Below are 25,928 nucleotides of genomic sequence, written 5' to 3' on the forward strand. Positions count from 1 at the left end.
ACTTGGCAGGTAGTCGCCTGCGACTAGCAACAAGGCGTAGTTATATGTAGAAATCAGTGTTGGTGAGCGCGTTTCAAAAAGCGAATATAGAATAAAACCGCCATAAGCCCACATTTCACCTACAACCTAGCCCAACCCAAGCACCAAAAATTACACTTAAAAACAGACATAGCCTAATATTTTTTAAAATAATCTACTCATCACAGTTTAAAGTGGCATAATAATACTATATGATAGAGATACAAACAAATATTCAGGAGGCCTGCCTAGATGAAAGTTGTGATCATTGGTGCCACTCATGCTGGCACATTGGCAGCACAAGAAATTTTAAAGTACCACCCAGAAACAGAAATCACCATCTACGAACGCTACGACAATTTCTCATTTTATTCTTGTGGCATTTCATTATATTTAGACGGCGAAGTCAATCAGCTTGAAGACTTTGTTTACGCCACACCTGGTGAACTCCGAGAAATGGGGGCAGATGTCAAAGATAAACATGACGTCATGCAAGTTGATGCAAAAGCTAAAACAGTTTTAGTCGCCAATATGAAAACCGGGGATGTCTTCACCGATCACTATGACAAACTCGTGATGGCAACCGGTTCTTCCATTGATATGCCCGCCATGTTTGATATTGACCGCTCACAAGTCCTGCTTTGTAAAAATTATCAAGAAGCCAAAGAAATTTATAATGCTTCAAAAAATAAAAAGCATATCGCCATTATTGGCGGTGGTTATGCCGGCACTGAATTTGCAGAAAGCTTTGCAAAGATCGGGCATGACGTCCACTTATTCCAAAGTCACGATCGTATTTTAAATAACTATTTAGATAAAGATGCCTCAGATCGAGCCACCGCTTTACTAGAAGAACATGGCATCCATGTCCACTTAAATCAAAAAGTAACCGCACTCATCGGTAACACTGACGGCTCGGTTACCTTACGCACACCTACAGATGAGTTCACTTTAGATATTGCGATTACCAGTACCGGTTTTATTCCAAATACAAACCTACTCAAAGATCAAGTAACCCTCAGCAGTAATGGTGCCTTAGTCATTAACGATCATATGCAGACCTCAGATCCCGACATTTATGCCGCCGGAGATTGCGCGATCGTCCGCTTTAATCCCACTGGACAACAAGATTACACGCCACTCGCTAGTAACGCTTTAAGACAAGGCTTTTTAGTCGCCCACAATATTTTCGGTGATAATTACCCTTACATGGGCACTCAAGCCACTTCCGCGATAAAACTCTTCGACCACTGTTTAGCCACCACCGGCCTAACTTTAGATCGGGCATTATCAAAGGGCCTAAATGCTAAAAAGGCTGTCTATGAAGGTACCTGGCGGCCGACCTATATGCCGACAACGGATGCGTTAACCATTAATTTAATTTACGACCAAGATTCTCGGCGCATTTTAGGCGCTCAATTTTGGAGCAAACATGAAATCACCCAATCGGCAAATGCCGTTTCCATCGCCATTCAAAATAATAATACAATTGACGACTTAGCTTTAGTGGACATGTTGTTCCAGCCAAACTTTGACTTTCCATTTAATTATTTGAATCTTGTGGCACAAAACGCCGTTGAACAAGAGCGACAAGCTGGCCACAAAACGCCCCGATTCACCGCCCTTGGCTACAAAGCTGACGAAGAAAATAACTAAATTCTCATCAAAAAAAGCGACGGCTGCAGTTTAATCTTCTGCAGCCGTCGCTAAACATCAAAAAATCAGTACGCCAAAGAAACTAGGGCCTACTGATCTAGTGTTTTTTTCGGTCTTCTTTTAGTTTAAATAAGTGCGGTTTGCCATAATAATACCCTTGGCGAAAAGGGATCTTCAAATTATCCAGCAAACGGTCTTCTTCTTCGCTTTCCATGCCTTCAATAATCAGCCGTAAATTATAATTTTTAGCAACTTGATTCCAAAAAACAACTTGTTCTGGAATTTCGTATTCTCGCTTTTCCTGACGGAAGTTTTGCATAGCTAACTTGATTTCGCTGGCACCATCTAACAACGGTTCAATATTAATGAAAGTATTTTCCCCAGTACCTACATCATCTAAGCTTAGTTGGATCCCGTGTTGCTGATAAAGATCAATTTGTTTTAACATCTGTTCTTCACTGATATCTTTATCGACAGATTCTTCTGTCACTTCAACAATTAAAGAAACCGGATAAATATGATGTTGTGCATCTAGCAGAGCCGCTGCCATCTCTTGATCCACAAATTGGGAACGATTTAAATTAATAGATACCGAGCCAATTTTTAATGATAATTCAACAGCCGTTTGTTTTAATAATTCGACTTGTGTATGAATTGGAATAGATGCAAAATTCTTCGGTAATTGCCAATGACCATCTTCAAATTTACGAATTAACATCTCATAACCAATGAGTGATTTTGTAAATTTGTTAAGTTGTGGTTGAATAAAGTATCGATACATTCAACGGTCCCCCAAATAAATCTTTCGTTATCAACAATTATATCATTAACTAGCGTAAAATATAGAGTATAATGTTCCACAAAAAAATTGGTATATATTTTAGGAGGCAATTTTAACTATGAAAATCATCGTTATTGGCGCAACACATGCAGGAACCCTTGCCGCTCAGGAAATTTTAAAAATACACCCTGAGGCAGAAGTTACGATCTATGAACGTCACAACAACTTTTCATTTTTATCTTGTGGTATTTCTTTATACTTAGATGGTCAAGTTAAAAGACTAGAAGACATGTTTTATGCCTCACCTGATGATTTGCGGGAATTGGGCGCTACTGTAAAAGATAGCCATGATGTTGTAAAAATTGATGCCAAACGTAAAACCGTTCAAGTTGCCAACATGACTAACGGGGAAGTCTTTACCGACCACTATGACAAACTTGTCATGACGACCGGTTCTTCCGTCATTGTACCACCAATGTATGGCATTGATGAATCTAAGGTCTTACTGTGCAAAAACTATCAACAGGCCATCGAAGTTTATGAAGCCGCTAAAGAAAATAAACGCATTGCCATTATTGGTGCGGGTTATGCAGGTACTGAATTTGCTGAAAGTTTTGCTAAAACCGGCCATGAAGTGCAAGTTTTCCAAGGTCGCGGTCAAATTCTAAATAACTACATGGGTAGAACCGCATCCACTTGGGCGGTTAATTTATTAACAGATTTTGGGATTGATGTGCACTTAAATCACCATGTTGAAGCCTTTGATGATGATTCAATCACTATCGAAACAAACCAGGGGGATTATACTGCAGATTTAGCTGTCATCAGCACTGGTTTTGTCCCTAACTCTGAATTATTAATGGGTCAAGTCAAAACAGCGCAAAATGGTGCCTTTTTGATTGACGATTATATGCAGACTTCCGATCCAGATATTTATGCTGGGGGGGACTGTGCGGTGGTACGCTTCAATCCAACGGGTAAGTCTGCTTATACCCCACTGGCCACTAATGCCATTCGTCAAGCCTTTTTAATTGCCCATAATATTTTTGATCATAACTATCCTTATATGGGCACTCAGGCTACTTCTGCCATGAAACTGTTCGGTTATTCTTTAGCTACAACTGGTTTAACGTTAGAACATGCTCAAGAAAAAGGCTTTAATGCCGATGAAGTCATCTATAGAGGGACTTGGCGACCAGAATATATGCCGGATACAGACGACTTATCCATTGTCCTGATCTACGATAAAGATAATCGTAAAATTTTAGGGGCGCAGTTGTGGAGCAAACATGAAATTACTCAGTCCGCCAATGCGTTATCTATTGCGATTCAAAATAACAACACTATTGACGACCTATCTCTTGTGGATATGCTCTTCCAGCCAAACTTTGATTTTCCATTTAACTACTTGAACTTAGTGGCACAAATGGCTGTTGAAAAAGAACGTCAAGCTGGCAATACTACCCCTCGATTCACGGCACTAGGACACAAAGTAGATGAAGATGATCCAGAAGTTAATGCCTAAGTCTATGCCTTTAAAATTTACCTGGTTAATGCTGAGTCTCTTAATTTTACTCAGCATTACCGGCTGTCAAAAAAAAGACGTTGCCCCTGTGACCCCTAAAGCCGCTGCCAGTGATGTCTTATCCACCAGTAAAATTAATCAAGATAACCGTTATGCCAGCCAACAAAAAGCATTGGTTTCTTTTTTGAATCGAAAAATGGTTCAAAAACAAGGGATTTATACAAACGTTCAAGCGACTGCCAATAGCAGCGAAGTGGCGACTGGCCATGAAATGCTCAGTGAATCTTCTGGTTTTTGGTTAGAGTATTTAGCGGTTAACGGTCGAAAAAAAGAATTTGCGGCTTTTTACAAAGCAACTAAAAAAACATTTGACCAAAACGGTCAGCAGTTCAGCTATCGCTATAATCCCAATACTCAAAAGAAGTATTCTGTAAATGCTACTTTAGATGATCTCCGAATTTTACGGGCATTAGTCATCTATGATGCGGTTAATCAGACGGATAAATATAAAAAAGAAGCCAACCAGCGCTTTGCTTATTTGCGTCAAAACTGCATCCTCGATGGCCATTTAATCGATTATTATGATGTCAAAGAAAAACAGGGTAACCACAGTGGTGCCTTAGCTTACTTTGATTTACGAACACTAAAATATTTTGAAAGTTCAAAAGTCTATCAAAGGCAGCTTAAAGTTGTCAAAGGCGGCTACTTAGGGGATGTTTTTCCCTTATATGCTGCCAGCTTCAACTGGAAAACCAATCAATACGCTCAAAAGAATTTAAACACTTCTGAAGCTTTAGAAACATTGTTACATCTATCTGAAGTGGGTGCATTGAAAAAAACCAGTCGTCACTGGCTGGCGCAGCAAATCCAGCATCAATCACTGACAAACGGCTATACAATCAATGGCGTTAGTGTTAATAACAATCAGTCCTCTGCCAACTATGCCTTAGCAGCTATGATTTTTGCCAACGTTAATGATGAAAAGCATTACCATCAAGCAATGAAAATTGTTTGGTCTAGTCAGATTAAAAATAATTCCTCTGGCTTCAACGGCGGTTTATCACAAGCCGCCAATAAAAGTTATTCATTTAATAACTTAACAGCTCTAACCGCGGCGCAATTCTCTGTCAGTCCTTAATTTAACGCTGTCAAATCCGATTGCCACTCAGAAAGGAAAATACGTTTAACATGACATGGCATTCATGGCTGATCCCCCCTCTAATCACAAGCATTTTTTTCGAACTCGGAATACTATTGCTCTACGAGTTAATTGTCAAAATTATTATTGATCATCAAGTCGACTACGATCATGCCAACCGTTTGATCGGTCGATTCACAGCTGGCTATCTTTTTATCCTCTATTTACTCTTGGACATTGCAGCGGTAACTGGTGGTGACCAAGTCGCTTTTGCAAATTTCAGATTAATTATTCTATTTACCATGGTCCTTTTTCTTGAGAGTTTACCAAGTCGTATCTCCATTGGTTTAGCTCTGATTTTAGAACTTTTGGTCTATCATCCGATTGCCAAAATGATCTCTCAAATAACGGCGATCTTCTTACTCCTCGGTTTATCCGCCTATATTCATCGGCGCCTACCTCGACGCAGTTTTTTAACACGGACGATTCTATCCATTATTGCCGGTGCTATCTTCTGGGGGGTTATCGAACGTTCCAGCAATTTGTCTTGGTCTCAGACGCTCACGCAATTTCTATTTTTTACCATCCAAGTTACGATTTTAATTTGGGCGATCGTCGTCTTAGAACGGACAAACAAGTTGGCCCTATTGAATTCCAGGTATGCCAAATACGACGCCCTAACTGGGGTACGAAACTTGCGCTTTTTCAGGGATGAGTTTGACAAAGAAATTATTCGTTCCCGACGCAGTGAAACACCTTTAGTTCTAATCGCGGTGGATATTGACCACTTTAAACATATCAATGACACCTATGGCCATTTGGCAGGGGATGCCGTCTTAAAGCAAGTCACCACCCGCCTAATTGAAATTACTTCAAAATTCAATCGAGACATTACGATTTATCGTGTTGGCGGCGAGGAATTTAATATCCTTGTACCAAATGCGGATACTTACCAAGGTGCTCAAATTGCCACGCAATGTCGACAAGAATTATCTGCGGCGCCAGTTCAATTTGGCGACAAAATTATCCCGGTAACGCTCTCATTAGGTGTGGCAGATTTAATAGATGAGGATACAAGTTTGACCCTTTATAATCGTGCCGACCAAAATCTTTATCTTTCCAAAGGCCGCGGCAGAAACTTAGTCACTGTGAATTTTAAAACTTTAACAAATGAAACCGATCCGGTTACACCTCCGGAAACACAGCATAAAACCAATTAACTTAAAAGAGGCCCAGTCAAAAAATAATTTTTGATCAGGCCTCTTTAATTTGTTTTAAAATTTACTTATTTTACTGTTTACTGAACCAATTATTAATCGTTTTGGGCATAAAACTCCCTTGTTGCCGACTAACTTGAACCAAAACTTTATATAGCGTATCTATCGCTCTTGGTGGTTGGAAATGATGTACTGCCCGATATTGGGCAATGGCGATGCTTAGCTTCGTTGCAATCTCTTGATAATCCGTTCCCGCTTCTAGCGCGTCAGAAAAGTGCTGCAACATTGTAGAAAGTTCATTATCTTTACGAACTGCTTTATCTTTAGCAGCTTTTTCAATCTGATCAAAGACAAAAATCGCTTTTTGATCCATCATTAATGCCCCCTACATAAATAATTTAGTTCTGCCTAAATATAACAAAGCTTGTAAACCCTGTCAAGGCGCCATCGTACTGATCGCCAGTTTAATCGTTGCTTCAAACCGCTCATCCACTTGTGCCGGGTTTAACCGGAAGAAGCCACCAATCTCTTGCATAATAAAACCGAATAGCGTAGAGCGATACAAAGTAGATTCAATCCGACCGTTAGAATCTTTTAAATGTAACGGTTCAAAAATTCCGTTATAAAGTTCTATTAATGCTTCATGGGTTCGGACACTATTTTGCTTATTTAAATTCAATAAAACTGGGGCAATATTTCGATGCTCTTGGCAGGCTTTTCGAAAAGCATTGGCAAAAGTCATCAAGGCGGCTTCCCCTGAAACACCGGTGAGTTCTTGATGCAAATGCTCTGACAAGTTATTAACAAATTGTAAACTGACTTGGTCAATTAAATCCCCTAGACTGTCTACATAATTATAAATGGACTGGGGCCGTACATCTAAGGCTTCTGCTAAATCTCGAATTGTTAAAGCTTCAATGCCTGCTGCTTCAATCATCTCATTAGCCGTTTCTAAAACTTTTTCTTTGGATAAGGTTCTTCTTTTTACCATCGTATGCCTCGCTTTATTTCGAATATAACTTCTATTATACGTGGCAAAAATTAAAAAACAAACTGATTATAATAGAACGTAAACTGTTGACAACAGTTTAGTGAAGAACTATGATAACCACAGTAAAAAAAGTTGGAGAGGTTCTTAAACATGACAGACAATAATGGCAAACCATTTAATCGTAATTTATTGATGGTCACTTTGCTTTTAGGTACATTCTGCACTGCTCTGACAACAAACATGTTGGTCACTGCCTATCCTACATTGATGAAAGAATTCGCCATTTCCAGTGCAACGGTGCAATGGTTAACTACTGGATTCTTACTCATCATGGGGATCATGATTCCCATTAGTGCTTGGCTAATTAATAACTTCAGTTTGCGAAAAATCTATCTTGCTGCACTGATTTTTTTCTTAGGTGGTTTATTAATTAGTTATACGGCACCAAATTTCAATTTAGTTTTGACTGGTCGGCTCATCCAAGCGATTGGGGTTGGGATTACTTTTCCGACAATCCAGACCGTCCTATTAGTTATTTTTCCACCTGAAAAACGCGGTACTATGATGGGCCTAGGGGGTATCGTTATTGGCTTAGCCCCTGCTTTAGGGCCAACTGTTTCTGGGTTAATTTTAGATCATCTTACTTGGCGTGATTTATTTGGTGTCATGGTCATTCCTGTGGCTGTCGTTTTATTGTTAAGTCTCTTTTGGATCCGGCCAGTACTGCCGCTGAAGAAATCTAAAATTGATATGGGGGCCATTATTTTATCCACCATCGGCTTTGGGGCGTTGCTTTTTGGCTTTTCTGAAGTAGGCGAAACGGGTTGGGGTTCTATCAATGTTATTGGTGGTATCTTAATTGGTCTACTTTTCATCGGCCTCTTTGTTCACCGGGAATGGCCGCAAAAAAATCCTTTTTTGAACGTCAAACTGCTGACCATCCCTTCTTTTACCATTGCCTCGTTGGTGACGGCTATTTCTAACATGACCATGATTGGGGTTCAAGTTGTTTTACCTATGTATTTACAAGACGTCCGGGGCATTACACCGTTACACTCCGGTTTAATTATTTTACCCGGCGCCTTAATTTATGGGGTTGTTAGTTTGATCAGCGGCAACTTATATGATCGTATGGGCGGTCGGCGTTTAGCGATGATGGGGACCTTTTTATTAACCTTAGGCATTTTACCCTTTGCCATGCTCACCCAATCTACACCCTTTGTTTATGTTATTTGTGAGTATATTATCCTAATGACCGGGGTGGCCTTAGTCACGATGCCCATTACTGCGGCCAGTTCCATTGATTTAACCGGTTTACAGTTAAGTCATGGTACCGCAGTCAACAGTACTATGCGCCAAGTGATGACTTCTATGGGGACTGCAATTTTAGGCAGTGTCCTAACCAATGTCACTAACAGCCATACGCCTGCACCCCATTTGCTGCAAAGTGCCCCACTGCTCTATCAAGCTAAAACTTATCAAGCTGGTATGGCTGGTTTCCACGCAGCGTTTTTAGTAGCCGTTGTTTTTGGCATTGTGGACTTCATCTGCGCCTGCTTCATTAAAGGCCATCGTCAGGAGGTGCGCTAAATTGATCTTAATTATTTTATTTATCGGCCTAATTGCCTTTATCGTTGGTCTCTTATTTTTGGATACGCCTAAGTCACAATGGACTGTGGGCGGTCTAGGTTTGCTCGTTTTATCAACCGCCGCGCTCTTAATGATCGGTAATGACAATTGGCATTGGGGCATGCATCAGACAACCACCACAACTACCACAAAAATCACTTCAGTTTCTGGGCAAACACAATTGCCGTTACTCGTCTACCAGCCTTTAAAAAAATCAACGACTGAACGGGTTTATATTTATCAAAATAGGACGTCCCAAAAACGGCAGCTTACCCAAGCGAATCTGAAAACAACAAATAAAGTCCTTTATCAATCTACTGCGACACAAGCAAAGCTAGTTACCACAACAAAAAAATGGCGCTATAATCAGGGACTTTGGCGTTGGTTATTTGAAAACACTGGCAAACATCACGAATTAATTGCCAGAACCAATACTTTTATTTTACCCACAACTTGGACCACACTAAGTTATGCCCAGAGTCAATGGCTCAAAACTCAAGTCACTTCAGCTTTAAAAGATCAAGCAACTACAACCTTAACGGCGCAACAACAAGCGGCAGCTTTAGCAACACTTGTGGCTAAGGCCAAAGCGGTTAAATCAGATTAAAAATAGGCTAGATCAAAAGAAAATTTTCTTTTGGTCTAGCCTATTTTGAAATGCGCTCTGTTCTAAACGCGCTCGAGCTTACTGACAATTTACATAACTACGGCTTACTCACAAGCCAAAAGCAGGCTTATGTCGTAAACCTAGGTTATGCGCATTGTCAACCCGTAAGCTCTCGCGCTCTGATTTTGAAACGCGCTCCAAAAGACTGATTTCTGTGCTTAGCTACGCCTAACTCATAAGCAAGCCCCTGCTTATGTCGTTAGGCTAGGCTATGCTCAAAATCAACCCGTCTTTTGTTGCGCTCTGTTCTTTTATCCTGTAATTTCTAGTTCTTTTGGGATTGCTGATTTGATTAAGAATGGGGCGATGAGTGTTGTCAAGATGATGGCGGTTACGATTGCGGAATAATAATCGGTTGATAATAGCTTTGCTTGATAACCGATTTGGGCGATGATCAGAGCCATTTCGCCTCGTGAGACCATACCAGCACCTACGAGATAAGAGGTTTTCAGATCGAACTTGGAGGCATAAGCACCTAGTCCGGCCCCAATTAGTTTGCTTAATGTTGCAACAACGGTGAGCACTACAATGAGTAACAAATCTTGTCGAATGCCTGATAATGTCATATTTAAGCCGATGCTGACGAAGAATACTGGAATAAAAATCGCATAGCCAATTGGTTCAATGTGCCGATCCACTTCCGTTTTAGCTGTTGTCTGTGAAACCGCAATGCCGGCAAAGAACGCACCCACAACGGAGCTCAAGCCGATTAAATCTGCCACATAGGCCATCCCAAAACATAAAATGACCGAAACAAGCGTCACCCCTACAGGCATAAAGAGCTTTTCACCAATTCTTGCTAAGTATGGTGCAATGAATCGAACGACAAAGTAGATGGCGATGAAGTAAATGATTTGTTCCACAAACGTTAAAACTAAATTGTTCGAAGCGCCACCGGTCGTTGTGCCCATGACACTCACCATAATACTTAAAATAATAACCGCCAGCACATCATCCACCATGGCAGCGCCTAAGATTGTAGCACCTGCTTTGCCTTTTAAGACATTCAGTTCTTTTAACACGGCCACTGAGATCGAAACTGAGGTTGCCGCAAAAATAACGGCAATGAAAATATTTTCTTTTCCTGAAATACCAAACGCTCTACCAACGAGCATCGTACTGGCAATCGGGACAATTACCCCTAAAATTGCCACAATGACACTAGGTTTCAAATATTTCTTTAACAGTTGTAAATCACTTTCAATGCCCGCCATGAACATCAAAATAATAACACCGATCTCTGAAAAAATATGAATAAAGTGACTTGGCTGAACCCAATTTAACACAGCGGGACCTAAAACAACCCCGATAACCAATTGTCCAATGACAGCTGGGATACCAATTCTAGCACTGAAATGCCCAACCAAAGTGGTCACAATCAGAATTAACGTTAATACACCCAAAAAACCCATAATCTGAACTCCTTTTTTTAAATTCCAACAAAAAAACGCAACCTCAAACCGCCCCCCTACACCCCTAGGAGGACCCCGTTACCTTGAGCTTACGTCAACCGAATCTGTTTATTAATATGATATAGTTCATCTTACCATAATTTTTTTCAATTGCCTAATATAACAGTTCCACATCATTTGCCTTTAATTGTGCTACCAAATCAGCACCCGGTTCCTTATCGGTAATCAATGCGGATATCCCGGACAACTCACATAATTTGTAGTAATTACGGTGGCCTACTTTGCTGGAATCACAGAGCAAAATAGTTTGTTTGGCAGAATTTTGCATCTTTTGCTTGATATTTGACTGTTCGGCACTGGACATATAAATCCCTTCACCATCCACACTACTGCATGAAATAAATGCAATATCCGCGGTAAATTTATTTAAATAATCCAGCGCAAAGCCCCCTAGAACTGAGCCTGAACCGGTTCTTAAACGGCCGCCTGTCAAAAAAGTTTTCACGTTGCTATATTGATTTAAAGCTACCGCGGTGAATAAGCCATTGGTCACCACGATAAGATTTCTTTTCTGTTCTAAATAAGGGATCAATTTGGAAACACTGCTGCTGGAATCTAAGAATAACGCCATGTTATCCCCAATAAAGTCAGTAGCCATATTCGCAATGGCGATCTTTTCAGTTTCGTGTTCTTGATTACGAAATTGATATGGAAATTCAACATTTTTAGATTTTACCAATTCAACTTGACCATATTTACGGATCACTTTATTATCTTGTTCTAAAGTGATCACATCTCGGCGTAAAGTTGAGTTACTGGAAAAAGTTAGCGCTTGTAGTTCTTGCATAGAAATTGTTTTCCGACGCTTTAAGATATCTAAAATCAAGTTTAATCGATCATTTTTATACATCCTTCACTGCTCCCATGCTTATTAAGACTTAAGTACCGTCTACATTATAGCATGGCCTTCCGTAGATATTTCAAACAGAATTGCAGCTACCCCTTAACAAGACTGGAAAAATCGGCTATAATCTAATTAGTTATTATTTTCACAATATAATTTTTAGGGGTTCTGCCATGGCCGTATTCGTTTTGACCAATGACACTAGCTCAGCTTATTATGAAAGGTGATTTTAATGGATGTACAAAAGCAAGCAATTAATGATGAATTCTTAGACACTATCCGCACCCGGGTACTCAAGTATTACAAAGTTAGCGACTTAACAACCAACTTAGTCGGCTGTATGGATGAAATCGCCAATTTGCCAACAGCCCATGTGAATATCCGTGGTGGTCTGTCCTTTAAGTTACAATGTCAAATTCTACGCAGCATTAACAGTCGTCAGTTGCCCTTTGTGATTCGTGGCGGTAAATTTGAAAGCGATACCAACGACAAAAATGCGGACTTAATTGCCTTGATTGTCACTCAAAAATAAACAATTATAAATGTTCAAAAAAGCACCCCCAAAATTCATTGGGCGGTGCTTTTTTGAGGGTCTATTTAGAGTTGTGCCAAAATATCTTTAACAATTAGTTCTGGTGTCAAATGATAACGTTGATAGATTTCGGTTAATGGTTCGTTATCCGTGAATTCTTTTTTAGCGCCGAAGTTCAAAACTTTCATGGCACTTGCGCTATAGAATCGGTCGATCTTTTCACCGAATCCACCTTCTAAACTGCCATCTTCCAAAGTCACGACTAAGGTGTGGTCTGCTTTTAAATCAGTGAGCGTCTCAGTATCATAATCTGTAATGAATCCAGGATTAATCAACGTTGCCGTAATACCTTGTGCTTGTAACTGAGCTTGTACTTTTTGACCAAGATTCAAAAAACCACCTAATGCTAAAATTGCAACTTTTTGGCCTTTTTCCAAAACTTGGTAATGACTGTCACTGTAGTCTGTGGCAATGGCTGTACCATGCGTCACGCCATGTTCTGGAATGCGGATGGCTACGGGATGTTCTTTTTGCGTCAAAGCCCAGTCTAGCATGGTAATAACATCTTCTTTAGTAGCCGGTGCAAGATATTTAAGGTTAGGAATCGTTGACAAATAGTCAATATCAAACGTGCCTTGATGGGTCCGATCACCATCAGAGATTCGACCGCTGCGCACTACGATGACTGCCGGTACGTCGTTAATTGCAATGTCATGCACTAATTGATCATAAGCCCGTTGTAAGAACGTGCTGGAGTGGAAGACAATCGGCCGAATACCTTGAGAGGCCAAAGCGGCGGTAAAGGTAATTGAAAATTGTTCCGCAATGCCTACATCAAAGTAACGATCTGGATGCTGTGCTTCAAAGGCTTTTAGTCCAAAGGCGCCAGGAATTGCAGCATTAATTGCCACAAGTGGGGCATCCGCCGTTTTATGATTCAAATAATCTGCGATGACATCCCCATAATCTTCACCTGTTTTAGGTGTTTTTGCGGCCCCCGTTGCTAAATCAAATGGTGTCCGCCAATGATAAGCCATCTTATGATCAATGGCTGGTTGATAACCCCGGCCTTTTTGCGTATGCACATGTAAAACAATGGGATGATCAATATCTTTGACTTCTTTAAAAGCCGCAATAACTGTTGCTAAATCATTACCCTTTGCAATATACCGATAATCAAAACCAAAGGACTTAAAAATATTATTCCGTGCTTTGCCTTCTGTGATCCGTAATTCTGCCAAATTAGTATAAAGACTGCCTTGATTCTCATCAATGGACATACCGTTATCATTGACTAAAACAATTAAATTGCTATTCATCCGACCGCCATTATTTAAAGCTTCAAAGGCTAAACCACCACTTAAGGCGCCATCACCAATAAAAGCCATGACATTGCCAGATTCATGTTTTAAATCTCGAGCTTGCGCTAACCCAACGGCTAATGCAATCGATGTTGACGTATGCCCCACCGTAAAGAAATCGTGTTTACTTTCATGCTGGTTAGAATAGCCAGAAATTTCATCATAATGTCCTGGCATAAAGCCAATTTTTCGACCCGTCAACATTTTGTGGGCGTAAGATTGATGGGAAACATCCCAAACAATTTTATCTTTAGGTGACTCAAAAACATCATGAAAGGCAATTGTTAATTCAACATCACCTAAATTGGGGCCAACGTGACCACCAACTGCACTATCTTTTCTAAGAATTAGCTGCCGCATTTCCTCAGCCATTATCGTTAATTGGTCTAAGTCTAATTTTTTCACATCTTCAGGGCCATTTACAGTGTCCAAAATGGGTGTTTTAATTTCTGTCACAGGTGAAAACCTCCTAAAACATCGTCTTAAGACGATTCAATCATTTGCTTACCGAAAGTAACTATACACTATTTTAATTTTAATTGCGAATGCTTTCTGTAAATTAGGTCTATACTTTAAAGGCATTATTTGTTCAAATTTTAAATCTAAGCTGTAATACACAAAAAAACCGCCACCAACTTGGAGGACGGTGAACGGTTAGAAAAACTGATTGCGTTAACTGTGATAAAACAGATCAACGTGGACACTCTGTATTATAGCACAGTTTTTAGTGATAAAAAAGCATTAGGTCAAAATTTATGTTCTGCCCTAATGCTTAATTCGTTGCCTTTAAAACGCGCTGTCAAGTTTATACAGCTGGTCGTTTTAATTAATTATTTGCCAGCACGTTTTTGGTAAGTACCTTCTTGAGTATTGATTACCAAAACGTCATCATTTGTAATAAAGTCAGGCACGTTTACAACTAAGCCTGTTTCTAAAGTAGCTGGTTTACCAGAACCAGTGACCGTAGCCCCTTTAATAGAAGGTTCTGTTTCAACAACTTTTAATTCAACGGTTGTTGGTAAAGTAACCCCAATAACTTCTGATTCGTAAAATTCAATTTTGATATTTGTATTTTCCAACAAATATTTTAATTCGTTTTCAATACTTTCAACAGGCAATTCATATTGTTCATAGGTACTTAAGTCCATGAAATAAGCTGTATCATCTTGTGTATAAAGATATTGCGCATCCTTTGTTTCAAGAATAGCTTGTTCCACTTTTTCGTTTGGCCGCATTGTTGTTTGAACTGTAGAACCAGAACGAATATCGTATAATTTCATTTGCATAACGGTATTGCCTTTACCAGGTTTATGGTGATTGCTTTCAACGACTTTGATTAACTTGCCATCTTTGACAAAAGCCATCCCGGGTTTTAAATTAATTGCTTCAAGCATAGGTAAAATTCTCCTTAAAATAGATTATTTAAAAAACATAATTAACCGCTACAAAAACGAGCGCTCGTATATAAATATATTGCTAAAAGTAGCGATCGTCAAGCTCAATCCTTATTTTCCTTGAAAGAACTGATCTAAAATACGATAAAGCATAAATGTCAGCCATAAACCGCCCCCAAAAGCCACCATCGTAATGATAAAAATCGTGAGTGTCGGCGCATCCCAACTTAACAAATAGAATTTCACCAGCAAGGCAATTAGGCCAACCGCAATTAAAATGCCACCCCACCCCAATAAATAATAAGATTTATCGAAATAAAAAGTCTCTGGATTGTCCGTTTGCAAGGTTTCTGTTTTAAACTGGGCAATCACTTTCTGAGTGGCTTTGGCTTCATCTACCTTTTGTTCGACTTGTGCCGCAACTTCTGCCGTTAAGGCGGCTTGTACCGTTTGCTTTTCTGTCTTGGAGACAGGTAAAGCCGCAACAAAAGCCGACAAAGTTTCATAGTGCTTGTATAACGGATTAACCTGCAAATGGGCAATATAATTTAAAATCGCCCAAAAGGCCACTAAAAAAATGGTAAAGGTGTACCCGCCGATAAATAAGCCCTCTAAGCGCTGGGGTTGTTTTACCAAGTCCCAATAATACACACCGTAAAAACAAATCATCGCCAGTATTAATAAGACTTTATAACGTATAGCTTTAAGAGAAAATAACTGCAAATTGTAGTGCCTCACTTTAAATTTATTTTTAGAGCGTGAGAAGTTACGGTTTGGCGATGCACATAACCTAGGCTTACGACATAAGCCCGGTTTTGGCTTGTGAGTAAGACGTAGTTATGTAAATCGACAGTAACTTCGAGCGCGTTTCAAAATCAGAGCGTGACCAAAGACGGTTGATTTTTAGCATAGCCTAGGCTAACGCCGTGAGCGTACTTCGCTTACAAGTTAGACGTAGCTAAGCGCAGAAATCAGTCTTTGGGAACGCGTTTATGAATCAGAGCGCGAACCAGAGCGGGAAAGCCTCGAGCACTAACCTAGAATTATGAAATAAGTGTACTTCACTTATGAATAATTCGTAGTTAGGTGAGAGCTTTGCTCTAGTAAGCGCGTTTAAAAACCACACGCTTTTACCCCTGTAACAATGCTGCTTGATGCGCATAATGTTTGTACAGCGCCGTATAACGATTAAAACGATCTGGCAGCCAAGGTTTTTCACGCCCACAGAAATGTAAAATAACCGTATTATTGATGACCCAATCCAAATTCCAGGTACCATTGCCTAGTGCAAAATAAACCGGCCCCATACGTGTATCATAATTATAAAGCTCATCAGGAATACGCTTAATTTGATGCCCATATAAGCCATTTAGCACATCTTGATCTGGTAAAAACAAAGCAATTTTATTAGCTTCGATATAGTTAAAAATTGCCGTTGCACGAACCGTTTGGCGAATAGCTGGTAAATTATACAAAATAACACCTGAATTATAATAACTTTCCGCCTCATAATTACCCAACCGTACTTTGTTAAAAGGTTGGCCTAAATCCCCCGTTAAATCAGTATGACTGGCTGCCGCATAAAGCTGCCCGCCAAAATTCAAATTATAAAGCGGTGATAAATCATTGATCACCAAAATATCAATATCTAAATATAAGATACGCTCTAACGTCTCCGGTAAATAATCTTGAGCCAGCAACCGATAATAAATCGTTGCGGGATAGCGGTCTGTCACTGGGGCATCCGCGAATTGATCAGCCCCAACAACAACCGGATGATAAGTAACCCTCAACTGATCACAAAAAGCCACAATATCTGCATTTCGCTTTAGCGGTTCTTTTTGCAATATATAAATATCAAAGGTTGTATCCGGTGTATTTTTATAAATGCTATAAATCGTTGTTAATAGTTGATCGACAACTTTATCATTAATCGCAAATAATAAATTCATTTTTTACCCCCAACTGATTGATATTATCTAAAGCAATTCTGGTCCAAAAATCAAGCGCAGATTTTTAAAAACTTTGACTTGCCGCTCCAATGAAAACGATTCATTCGTCCGGGCATAATAATTCAACGTTTTTAAAGTGATCCCAGTGATCACTTCTGCGGTTAGTGGATCTTTAATTTTCTGCTGAAGCGCAAGTTTATTCGCAATCAAATCCGTCATCCCGGCTTGAAAATCAAAGTCATCCGCATGAATACTGTCCAACGCAATATAGGTCTGTCGTAATTGCACATCACCAAAAAAAGCCGTCACTAAATTCTTTAACTGTTCATTAATAAAGCTGTGTGGCTCTTCAACGCTTAATGCCAATCGCAGATCAATCACATCCCCGTAATGTTTCAAAAAGCCGGTATTCACATGATTTAACAAGTCATATTTATCATCAAAATGATCGTAAAATGTTTTCCGGTTAATCATCGCATCAGCCGCAATTTGCTGAATGGTTACCTTCGAAAAACCTACCGCTAAAACTTGAGTCACAAAAGCTTGCTCAATGGCTGTTAAGGTCTTCTTTTTGCGTAAATCCATCGTTATCATAACCCTTCCGGTCAAAATCCAATCGATAAATTAAATACCCTATTAAACAAGTTACCACATCAGCGACAGGTTGTGCAAAGACAACCCCTAAGTAACCAAATAAATGATGGGCTAAAACAATCACCGCTAAGAAAATAACCCCTTGGCGCGAAATAGCCATAATTAAAGCACCTAATGCTTTGCCGGTTGCCTGGAAAACAGTGGTGAAAACTAAAACAGCGCCAATAAACGGTGTTGTCATCAATAAACTCCGTAACAACAACGTTCCAGCGGATACAATTGTCTTTTCAGTCATAAAGAGCCGGACAACCATTGGTGCGATAATTATTAAAACGCTAGCTAAAACGACCGAAAAAACCACTTGAACTAAAATATCAAAGCGGACAATTTTACGGAATCTTGGCATATTTTTGGCACCGTAGTTATACCCAATTAACGGTAACGCCCCAAAGGCAAAACCGATCATCACCAGCATCACAATCAAATAGATCTTTGAAGCGATACCAAAAGCAGCCACCTGTTTGGCCCCATAACTTGCCAAATAATTATTCAAAATCGCTGTTCCAAAGGCTTGCATGAAATTGGTGATTGACGCCGGAATACCAATCATCAAAACACCCCCAATTAGCCCTTTAGAAATCCGCATTAGATGCCAGTCCAAATTAATGACTTTGCACCGCTTAACGACCATATAACAAAGCACGATATCAGTAACTAAGTACCCGATTACCGTGGCTAATGCTGCCCCACCGGCACCCATGCCCATGGGAAAAATGAAAATTGGATCTAAAATAATCGTTACGATCAACCCGGCGACAGAACCGATCATTGATTCTTTGGCCAAACCTTCTGTTCGAATCAAGTTCAGCGGTACTAATGAAACAATGATGATCATTGCCCCTAACGACATGATGCGATAAAATTCTGCGGCATACGGATAGATGGCAGCTGTTGTCCCAAAAGCTAACAGAATTGGCCGTTGAAAAATAAGTAGAATCAGTGTCACAATCAGGCCTAACGCAATTGCCGCATAAAAGCAAAAGCTACTGACACGCCGCGCTATAGCGTGTTTGCGTTCACCGAGTAAGTTGGAAATTAAAGCACTGCCCCCTAGGCCAAAAATATCCCCTAAGGCCAGCATTATCGAGAATAATGGCGTACAAATGGCGACGCCGGCCACTAAATCTGCGTTTTGCGTATGGGATACAAAAAATGTATCGGCTAAGTTGTAAATCATACTGGCGACCATGCTGATGACCACTGGCATAGCGAGTTTGAAATACGCTTTGGGTATTGGTGCTTTACTAAATAATTCGTCCATGTTAACCTTCTTTTCTATGTTTCTAATTGCACATATCGGTTTATTATAACGTAAAAAAATCTATGGTTTAAGCGCGAATTTCACGTTACCATAGATTTCTTTAAATTATTTTAGCTGATGGTGTCTAACTTATAAGTCAAAACTGCTTACAACGTTAGCCTAGGCTATATTACGAAACCAACCCGTGTTAGTTTGCGCGCTCTTTAAACTGGATTTTTACGTAATCCCGGTACAATGGTAGGCTGTCCATGAGTTGGGTGTGGGTGCCGTGGCCGCTGATGTGGCCTTGTTCTACAAAGTAAATGTCATCGGCGTCAACGATGGTGCTCAGGCGATGGGCAATGATTAAGGTCGTTCGGCCCTTCATTAATTCATTTAAGGCTTTTTGAACCATTGCTTCAGACTCCGAGTCCAAACTGGCGGTGGCTTCATCCAGCATCAGAATTTTAGGATCCCGCAAGAAGGCTCGGGCAATAGCCAACCGCTGACGCTGACCACCACTGACTTTTACACCGCGCTCGCCAACTTCTGTGTCCAAACCGTCTGGCATGTCCTTAACAAATTGCGTCGCAAAAGCTAACGCCAATACGTGCCACAATTCATCATCTGTAAAGGTCTTATCAAAGCCATAGGTTAAATTATGACGAATTGTTCCCGCCATAATGGCAGAATCTTGGCTGACATAGCCAATTTGTGACCGCCAATCATTTAAATTGATGGTTTCAATATTTTGATCACCAATCGTAATTTGTCCAGCTTTTGGCTGGTAATACCGTTCCAATAAGCCAAAGATGGTGGATTTACCCCCACCGGATGGCCCAGCAAAGGCGACAACACTATTGGGCTCTGCTTTAAAGTTCACATCATGTAATACTTGTTGCCCATCATCATAAGCAAAATCCACATGATTCATTTCTAGTGTTTTGCGTGTCACTTGTGTTTGTGTGCCAACTTCAAAATCTTCTTCAGGTTCTTTAAGCAACTCCTGAATTCGCTGCGTAGAACCATTGGCTTTGGAAAGTTCCGTGAAGAAGCGGGCCATTGAACCAACTGGGCCGATAATTTGAAATAGATACATTAGAAATGAAAACATCGTACCCATACTCATTGTGCCGCTGGAAACTCGGGCAGCAGCATAAGCCAAAATACCCACAAACAAGGCCAGCATACTAGCTGTCATCACCGGTCCTGCAATGGAATCGTAAATTGCTTCCTTCAAACCAATTTGATAAAGCTCTTTAATTTGACCAAAACCCGTCTTTGTCTCATAACTTTCCGCATTGGAAGACTTCACTAAACGAATTTCACTTAATGTATCATTGGTTGCCCCGCTAAACGTCGCCAATGAATCTTGACGTTGCCGTCCAATCTTACTGGATTGACGCATAATTGGCAGCATCACCAACATCACTAACGGCACGGATACAAACATAATAGCCGTCATTTTCCAATCCATTAATGCCATAATAACTAAAGCACCAACTAACTGAAAAATAGCCGTCACTACTTGCGGAAACGAATTAGCCAGTAAATTCTTAATTTGAGTAGAATCATTCACTAAACGGGACGTCATTTCGCCCGTTTTTACATTATCGAAGTAGCTAACCCGCAACTTGACTAATTTCTGCCATAGAATTTCCCGTAGTTTAGCGACTACATTTTCACCAAAAAATCCTAAAAGTGCGCCAGATACCGCACTCACCGCGGCACTAACTACAAATAATACAATCACACCAATCAACAACGGTTGATTTAAAGTCTTACCTAACCCATTGATTAAGGTCTGTGCAAATTTAGGCACTGCCAACTGGGCCCCTGTCGCAATTAAGCCTAAGCTTAACCCCACCCATAGTTGCCAATATTTCGGCTTTGTTTGCCGCATCAAATTCAAAAAACCACGAAAATCAAATTTCCCTGCTGAATGTTTCCGCCCAGTTGTTGGGGTTGCTATAGAACGTTGCATATATCTACCTCCGATAATGTCTTACTTTTTTTAGAAGCGGTCCCAGCCGCCGAAATCTTTTGGCCAATCTGGTCTTTCACCACAGCCAGAGCCTTCATGCCGTTGACCGTGTCCATGACCGTATCCATAGCCCATTCCCATACCGTGATGACCATGATGGCCCATAAATGCCTGCCAGTCTAAATCAGCGGCACTTTGATCTAATTTCTTAATGAGCTTTTCTAATTCTACTTGTTCTTCGTCTGTTAAGCCACTAAATAATTGATCTGCCAAATCATCAACTTTTTCACTTTGATGATTTAGACGGTTCTTGCCTTCATCGGTCAACCGAATAATCATAGCCCGCTTGTCCACATCACTAGGAACCCGTTCCACAATGCCTTTGTCTTCTAAACGAGTGATCATGGCACTAACTGAACTTGGCCGAATATCTAATAGTTGGGAAATTTCTGCATTTGTTAGTCCGTCTGGTGATTGCTTAAACAACTGTATCAAGCGCATTGGACCGCGGCCACCATTTGGTGAACGTTTCCCCATAAAATTACCGTGTTGGGAAACCGCCAAGAAAAAACCTCTGTTTTGAAATAACTTACCAAAACTGTTTAATAAATCGCGACTTGTTTCTGTCATGAAAATAACCTCCTAAGATTTGATAGTCACTATCTTAGTTCAATAGTTAGTTTATGTCAATATAAACTAACTAATTATTTTAAAAAAATAGCTTTATTTTTCTTCAACATACGGCTTAAGCCCGTTCTATTGCGAAATCTAAAGCTATTATTCAGTGATCTTTTTTAATTCTTCACAGCAAGTGTGACTGTAATTTCACCTTTTTGTTGTCTAATAAATTTCTGATACCCTTTTGAAGTAATATGGCCAACATTATGCAACTCATCAAATTGACCGACTTCACCATAGTATAAGAATAGACTTTCGTTATTAGAATTATAGTCAATATCCCCATTTTTAGGATTATCACCGGACATCCCTGTACTATCTAATGCTTGTTCTAATTCAGAATATTTCTCAGGATAGCCTGCCGCAAACGTTTGGAATGTTAAAGTTTGTGGTAAACGACTAAAGGGTTAGCCGTTCATCTATGAGTTGTTTTTTTGCAATACCTAATTGTTGATGCAATTGTTTTTCCAAGCTTAAAACTGCCGCTGCAGGTCCAACCGTTATAAATAGTGCCTGCTGTCGTTCTTCATCAGTAATTAACGCTTTTAACTGTCCCGCCGTTAAACGACCAATTTGTTGATGAAATTTAAATTGATCACTTTTAACATTTTGAAAAACTGTGCCCAAATTCAAATCTGCTTCTGTTTTAACGGTCCATAACACTCGAATCGGCCGTTGATTTCGGTAAGTTTGAACAATACTTAGGAGTGGCGCAACCCCAGCGCCCATACCAATCAGTACTAGCGGCCTTGAGCCTGTCTCTTTCAAACTACTACCAAATCTGCCAAAGGGTCCTTCAGCTAAAACCGCACTTCCCGGTTCAAGCTGTGGCAATTGTTTTGTATAATCGCCTAGCGTACGCACCATCAACTCAATTTGCTGCTGCTTATTGGGAGTGTTGGTAATTGAAAATGGATGCGCCTCTTTAGAAATTTCTGGAAAAGTAAAGAAGAAATAATCCCCTACCATAATATTTTTCTTTGGTTGATTTAACTGAATACCTATTTTTTCAGTCGTTGCATTTATCGATTCCCGATATAAAACCTGACCTTTCATTGTAGCTTGAGGTTGCAGCCATTTCTGCCATAGATAAGCGCCCAAAATAACGACCGTATAGAGATCAAAAGTTATCATGAATCCAAGATGATTATTAATTCTGCCAATCAGATGAACATGGCTCCAAATCAGTAAAATCACGACTAGATTCAAACGATGGACCCATATAGAAAACTGATGTTTAAAGAAATGCTGCCAACGTTGTTTGATGCCAGCAACTACGGGTACCCGATCCACCAACCATCCTGATAAAAACACAGCCGCATAAATCAAACCAAAAATTGTTAAATACCAAGCCCAATCACCGGTTAATTGAATCGCCCGCCCCATTGTTACTAAGTAATGGCGGTGGAAAAACGCTAAGATTAAAGCCCCAAAGCCTAATAAGCTGTGCATGAAATAAGTTGCTGGTAAGCCGATTTTTCTATCTAACCACTGTGGCCGTGTTGCCAAAAACACTTCAAACAGCCACCAAGCATAAGCAATCACGCCTGCATCAATTAGACGTAACTGCGCTAAAGCAGAAGCACGCATCTCCGTGTTCAGTAGTATAACTAGTGGTAAAGGCCAAATCAGTAAGGCGATCAACCATAGTGCATAAAGTGCTACTGGGTATTTTTTTAACACTTACTTACCTCCTATTAGCGATAGCCTAACTGTCTTAACCAACGATCAATTTTCTTTTGGGCATGATCCGCTTGAGTACCCTCAATACTAAAACCTTTTTTAAAGGTTGCTTTAGGATATTGCTGTTTTAAGGTACTGAGTGTGTCGCCCCAGCCAGAACCAGCATTAGTCGAAAAAGGGATTACCGTTTTGCCATTCATATCTACGTTATCCATAAAGGTTCTGACTGGCATCGGTAGATCACTCCACCAGATAGGATAGCCAATAAAAATTGTGTCGTATTTTGAAATATCGGGTAAAGGCTGTTTAATTGCTGGCCGGGCATCTCGCTGCTGTTCTTTTTCGGCACGATCTACGGTTGCTTGATAATTCTTGGGATACGCTTTAGCGGCAACAATTTCATATTTTGTGCCGCCGGTAACTCGTGCAATTTCATTTGCTATCCGCTGTGTATGGCCAATTTTTAACGTTGTATCCGGATAATTTGTCCCTGATCTTGAAAAGAAAACTATCAAAATCCGACCGGCGTTGTTTTTTTTAGCCGGCGTTTTTGAGGAACGTGCGCTATGTTTTACTTTTGTAGTGGTCTGTGCTGTAGCTTGCTTTAAGGCTGGTTGACTTCTACTAATATCCAAATGTGCCAAGCCAGCAAACACTATTAAAAGACCAAGTACAAGTCCAATTTTTTTCTTCAAAAACTTACCGTCCTTTCTTTAATGCTCACTGTTTTGTCACTTTGGCGTTGAACGCACCATCTTGCGCTTTAATAATTTTTGCAGCTTGCTTCGTGTCAAAATGCCCAATGACATGAATACCTTCGTAATAACCCACATTACCCCAGTAAAAAACGATTCTTTGCTGCGGTGACCAATAACCAATGTCTCCAGGTTTAGGATTCTCACCAGCTGACATCCCTTTTATACTCAAAGGTGCTTTTAAATCACTGGTCCGTTCTTTAATATTAGAATCTGCTGTTTGAAATTTTAAAGTTGTTGGTAACTGGCTGTATAACTGATTTGCTGCAGCATTATGATACAAATGCGCTTTTAGTACATGGCCCTTAATTACTACTTTAATTGGCCGTTTACTGGCCTGGTTTGTGACCGTTACTTGGGCCGTTTGAACTTGATTTTTAATTTCAGCAGCCTGACTGACTGTGGTGTGGCTTGTCGGTTGCTCTGTATTGTAACACCACAATAAACCGACTAAAAAGATACTTGCAATTATACTGAATACTATGCTTGTTTTATGCATCATTTTCCACCTTCCTCAACCAACTTGCGATTTAACATTTTCTATGTTAAGGCCAGTTTCAGAAAATGTCTAATACCTATTTAAATTTATATCCATACCTTTTAGTTATTGTTTAATTGCTCAAAAAAGTACAATTTATTTAGGGAACATTGACCAAAAAAATAGCTTTACCCTCGCTATAAAAGCGTTAAGGTAAAGCTATTTTTTAATCTAAAGTACTCATATCAATTACAAAGCGATAATGAACATCACTATCAATCACGCGCTGATAAGCGTTAGGAACATCATCAATACCAATCATTTCGATTTGGGGATGTACTTCATTTGCCGCCGCAAAGTCTAACATTTCCTGCGTCATGGCAATGCCGCCCACATTCGAAATGGTTAATGTACCTTGTTTATTGAACATACTGAACAAATTGAATTTTTGTTCATCCATCGTTAAACCAACAAAGCAGAAAATTCCATCTACTGTCAGTAATTTCAAGTATTCATCTAAATCTAAGGCTACAGCAACTGTATTCAAAATAAAATCATATTGTCCGTTCAGCTTATCAAAGTCCGCCGACGTCCTCAAAACTTCATAGCTTGTAGCGCCAAATTGAGCAGCTTCAGCTCTTTTTTTATCAGAATGCCCTAAGACTGTGACTTCGGCACCCATTTTATGTGCAAATTGAACAGCAATATGGCCTAAGCCCCCTAAACCAATAACTGCCACTTTAGAACCTGGGCCAATGCCATAACGTTTTAAAGGATTGTAAGTTGTAATCCCAGCACACAATAAAGGACTAGCTTCAGCTAAATCTAACTTATCCGGAATATGCAATACAAAATGATCTTTAACGACTAACGATTGCGAGTAACCGCCTTGGGTAATTTGACCTTCGTAGTCAGGCGTATTAAAAACAGAAACAAATCCTTTTTCACAAAACTGTTCTTGACCAGCCTTACAATACTTACATTCACCACAGGAGTCTACAAAACAACCAACACCCACACGATCTCCAACCTTAAAATCAGTTACTTCTGAACCAATAGCGCTGACAATTCCTGAAATTTCATGACCTGGGACAATCGCATGATGAAAAACAGCATCAATACCTTCTACTTGTGCAATATCCGAATGACAAATACCACAATATTTGATATCAATTGCCACATCGTCTGCCCGTAGTGCTCGGCGTGTAATTACAGTGTGATGAAATGAATGAAAATCTGAACTCGTTGCTTCTAGCGCTTTTATTTCGACCATCTTAAA

Annotated in this window: 24 protein-coding genes and 1 pseudogene; 7 read left to right on the forward strand and 18 right to left on the reverse strand. The window is 40.0% G+C overall.

Annotation, left to right across the window (positions count from 1 at the left end):
* The first annotated feature begins 270 nt into the window (after positions 1-270).
* A complete protein-coding gene (locus EKM93_RS11535; protein ID WP_125715727.1) occupies positions 271-1,674 on the forward strand; it encodes an FAD-dependent oxidoreductase in 1,404 nt (467 codons plus the stop codon).
* A 97-nt stretch (positions 1,675-1,771) separates the two neighbouring features.
* Here EKM93_RS11535 and EKM93_RS11540 read toward each other — a convergent pair whose 3' ends face one another.
* Positions 1,772-2,455 carry an EAL domain-containing protein gene (locus EKM93_RS11540; protein ID WP_125715728.1) on the reverse strand — a complete coding sequence of 228 codons (684 nt, stop codon included), beginning with the start codon at positions 2,453-2,455 and terminating at the stop codon, positions 1,772-1,774.
* A gap of 118 nt (positions 2,456-2,573) precedes the next feature.
* Between EKM93_RS11540 and EKM93_RS11545 the strand changes: the two genes are divergently transcribed.
* Genes EKM93_RS11545 through EKM93_RS11555 form a run of 3 tightly spaced genes read left to right on the forward strand, consistent with a single transcriptional unit; the run spans position 2,574 to position 6,338 of the window.
* A complete protein-coding gene (locus tag EKM93_RS11545) occupies positions 2,574-3,980 on the forward strand; it encodes an FAD-dependent oxidoreductase (protein WP_125715729.1) in 1,407 nt (468 codons plus the stop codon).
* Positions 3,952-5,118 carry a glycosyl hydrolase family 8 gene (locus EKM93_RS11550; RefSeq protein WP_225423711.1) on the forward strand — a complete coding sequence of 389 codons (1,167 nt, stop codon included), beginning with the start codon at positions 3,952-3,954 and terminating at the stop codon, positions 5,116-5,118. Before EKM93_RS11545 ends, EKM93_RS11550 begins: the two co-directional genes overlap by 29 nt.
* Before the next feature lie 50 nt (positions 5,119-5,168).
* The gene (locus EKM93_RS11555) at positions 5,169-6,338 is read left to right on the forward strand and encodes a GGDEF domain-containing protein (protein WP_125715730.1); all 1,170 of its coding nucleotides are present in this window, start codon (positions 5,169-5,171) and stop codon (positions 6,336-6,338) included.
* 70 nt (positions 6,339-6,408) lie between these two features.
* On the opposite strand, the gene EKM93_RS11560 is transcribed toward EKM93_RS11555, so the two are convergent.
* Entirely contained in the window at positions 6,409-6,711 is a 303-nt protein-coding gene (locus tag EKM93_RS11560) for a bacteriocin immunity protein (RefSeq protein WP_125715731.1), read from the reverse strand.
* 60 nt (positions 6,712-6,771) lie between these two features.
* Positions 6,772-7,326 (reverse strand): TetR/AcrR family transcriptional regulator, encoded by a 555-nt coding sequence (locus EKM93_RS11565; protein WP_125715732.1) that lies wholly within the window; start codon positions 7,324-7,326, stop codon positions 6,772-6,774.
* A 150-nt stretch (positions 7,327-7,476) separates the two neighbouring features.
* Here EKM93_RS11565 and EKM93_RS11570 point away from each other — a divergent pair, with 150 nt between their 5' ends.
* Together EKM93_RS11570 and EKM93_RS11575 are read left to right on the forward strand one after the other, a co-directional pair.
* Entirely contained in the window at positions 7,477-8,916 is a 1,440-nt protein-coding gene (locus tag EKM93_RS11570; RefSeq protein ID WP_125715733.1) for an MDR family MFS transporter, read from the forward strand.
* Between the two features lies 1 nt (position 8,917).
* On the forward strand, positions 8,918-9,562 hold the full coding sequence (locus EKM93_RS11575; protein WP_164507080.1) for a DUF4811 domain-containing protein: 645 nt from the start codon (positions 8,918-8,920) through the stop codon (positions 9,560-9,562).
* Between the two features lie 311 nt (positions 9,563-9,873).
* On the opposite strand, the gene EKM93_RS11580 is transcribed toward EKM93_RS11575, so the two are convergent.
* Both EKM93_RS11580 and EKM93_RS11585 read right to left on the reverse strand, forming a co-directional pair.
* Positions 9,874-11,034 (reverse strand): cation:proton antiporter, encoded by a 1,161-nt coding sequence (locus EKM93_RS11580; RefSeq protein ID WP_125715735.1) that lies wholly within the window; start codon positions 11,032-11,034, stop codon positions 9,874-9,876.
* A 154-nt stretch (positions 11,035-11,188) separates the two neighbouring features.
* The gene (locus tag EKM93_RS11585) at positions 11,189-11,944 is read right to left on the reverse strand and encodes a DeoR/GlpR family DNA-binding transcription regulator (RefSeq protein ID WP_125715736.1); all 756 of its coding nucleotides are present in this window, start codon (positions 11,942-11,944) and stop codon (positions 11,189-11,191) included.
* Between the two features lie 226 nt (positions 11,945-12,170).
* Here EKM93_RS11585 and EKM93_RS11590 point away from each other — a divergent pair, with 226 nt between their 5' ends.
* Positions 12,171-12,470, forward strand: a complete 300-nt coding sequence (locus EKM93_RS11590; protein WP_125715737.1) for a hypothetical protein — start codon at positions 12,171-12,173, stop codon at positions 12,468-12,470.
* Positions 12,471-12,535: 65 nt separating this feature from the next.
* On the opposite strand, the gene EKM93_RS11595 is transcribed toward EKM93_RS11590, so the two are convergent.
* From EKM93_RS11595 to EKM93_RS11655, 13 genes and pseudogenes are all read right to left on the reverse strand, one after another.
* Positions 12,536-14,287, reverse strand: coding sequence for a 1-deoxy-D-xylulose-5-phosphate synthase (locus EKM93_RS11595; protein WP_225423712.1), 1,752 nt, complete (start codon positions 14,285-14,287; stop codon positions 12,536-12,538).
* 374 nt (positions 14,288-14,661) lie between these two features.
* Positions 14,662-15,225, reverse strand: a complete 564-nt coding sequence (efp, locus tag EKM93_RS11600) for an elongation factor P (RefSeq protein ID WP_125715738.1) — start codon at positions 15,223-15,225, stop codon at positions 14,662-14,664.
* 111 nt (positions 15,226-15,336) lie between these two features.
* Positions 15,337-15,861, reverse strand: a complete 525-nt coding sequence (locus tag EKM93_RS11605) for a hypothetical protein (RefSeq protein WP_125715739.1) — start codon at positions 15,859-15,861, stop codon at positions 15,337-15,339.
* Between the two features lie 494 nt (positions 15,862-16,355).
* Positions 16,356-17,177: a glycosyltransferase family 8 protein gene (locus EKM93_RS11610; RefSeq protein ID WP_125715740.1), complete on the reverse strand. Its 822-nt coding sequence runs from the start codon at positions 17,175-17,177 to the stop codon at positions 16,356-16,358.
* A 27-nt stretch (positions 17,178-17,204) separates the two neighbouring features.
* Positions 17,205-17,762, reverse strand: a complete 558-nt coding sequence (locus tag EKM93_RS11615) for a TetR/AcrR family transcriptional regulator (protein WP_164507081.1) — start codon at positions 17,760-17,762, stop codon at positions 17,205-17,207.
* Positions 17,725-19,092, reverse strand: coding sequence for an MATE family efflux transporter (locus EKM93_RS11620; protein ID WP_125715742.1), 1,368 nt, complete (start codon positions 19,090-19,092; stop codon positions 17,725-17,727). Before EKM93_RS11620 ends, EKM93_RS11615 begins: the two co-directional genes overlap by 38 nt.
* 187 nt (positions 19,093-19,279) lie before the next feature.
* A complete protein-coding gene (locus tag EKM93_RS11625) occupies positions 19,280-21,055 on the reverse strand; it encodes an ABC transporter ATP-binding protein (RefSeq protein WP_125715743.1) in 1,776 nt (591 codons plus the stop codon).
* Between the two features lie 30 nt (positions 21,056-21,085).
* Positions 21,086-21,685 (reverse strand): MarR family winged helix-turn-helix transcriptional regulator, encoded by a 600-nt coding sequence (locus EKM93_RS11630; RefSeq protein WP_125715744.1) that lies wholly within the window; start codon positions 21,683-21,685, stop codon positions 21,086-21,088.
* Positions 21,686-21,849: 164 nt separating this feature from the next.
* Positions 21,850-22,122: pseudogene (locus EKM93_RS11635) on the reverse strand (cyclophilin-like fold protein); the annotation flags it as partial.
* A 10-nt stretch (positions 22,123-22,132) separates the two neighbouring features.
* A complete protein-coding gene (locus tag EKM93_RS11640; protein ID WP_125715746.1) occupies positions 22,133-23,416 on the reverse strand; it encodes an FAD-binding oxidoreductase in 1,284 nt (427 codons plus the stop codon).
* A 14-nt stretch (positions 23,417-23,430) separates the two neighbouring features.
* A complete protein-coding gene (locus tag EKM93_RS11645; RefSeq protein ID WP_125715747.1) occupies positions 23,431-24,111 on the reverse strand; it encodes a flavodoxin in 681 nt (226 codons plus the stop codon).
* Positions 24,112-24,136: 25 nt separating this feature from the next.
* Positions 24,137-24,673 carry a cyclophilin-like fold protein gene (locus EKM93_RS11650; RefSeq protein WP_125715748.1) on the reverse strand — a complete coding sequence of 179 codons (537 nt, stop codon included), beginning with the start codon at positions 24,671-24,673 and terminating at the stop codon, positions 24,137-24,139.
* A 202-nt stretch (positions 24,674-24,875) separates the two neighbouring features.
* Positions 24,876-25,922, reverse strand: a complete 1,047-nt coding sequence (locus tag EKM93_RS11655; RefSeq protein ID WP_125715749.1) for an NAD(P)-dependent alcohol dehydrogenase — start codon at positions 25,920-25,922, stop codon at positions 24,876-24,878.
* Positions 25,923-25,928: the final 6 nt, after the last annotated feature.

The organism is Agrilactobacillus yilanensis (assembly GCF_003946725.1).
In the GTDB taxonomy this organism is placed as follows: Bacteria; Bacillota; Bacilli; order Lactobacillales; family Lactobacillaceae; genus Agrilactobacillus; species Agrilactobacillus yilanensis.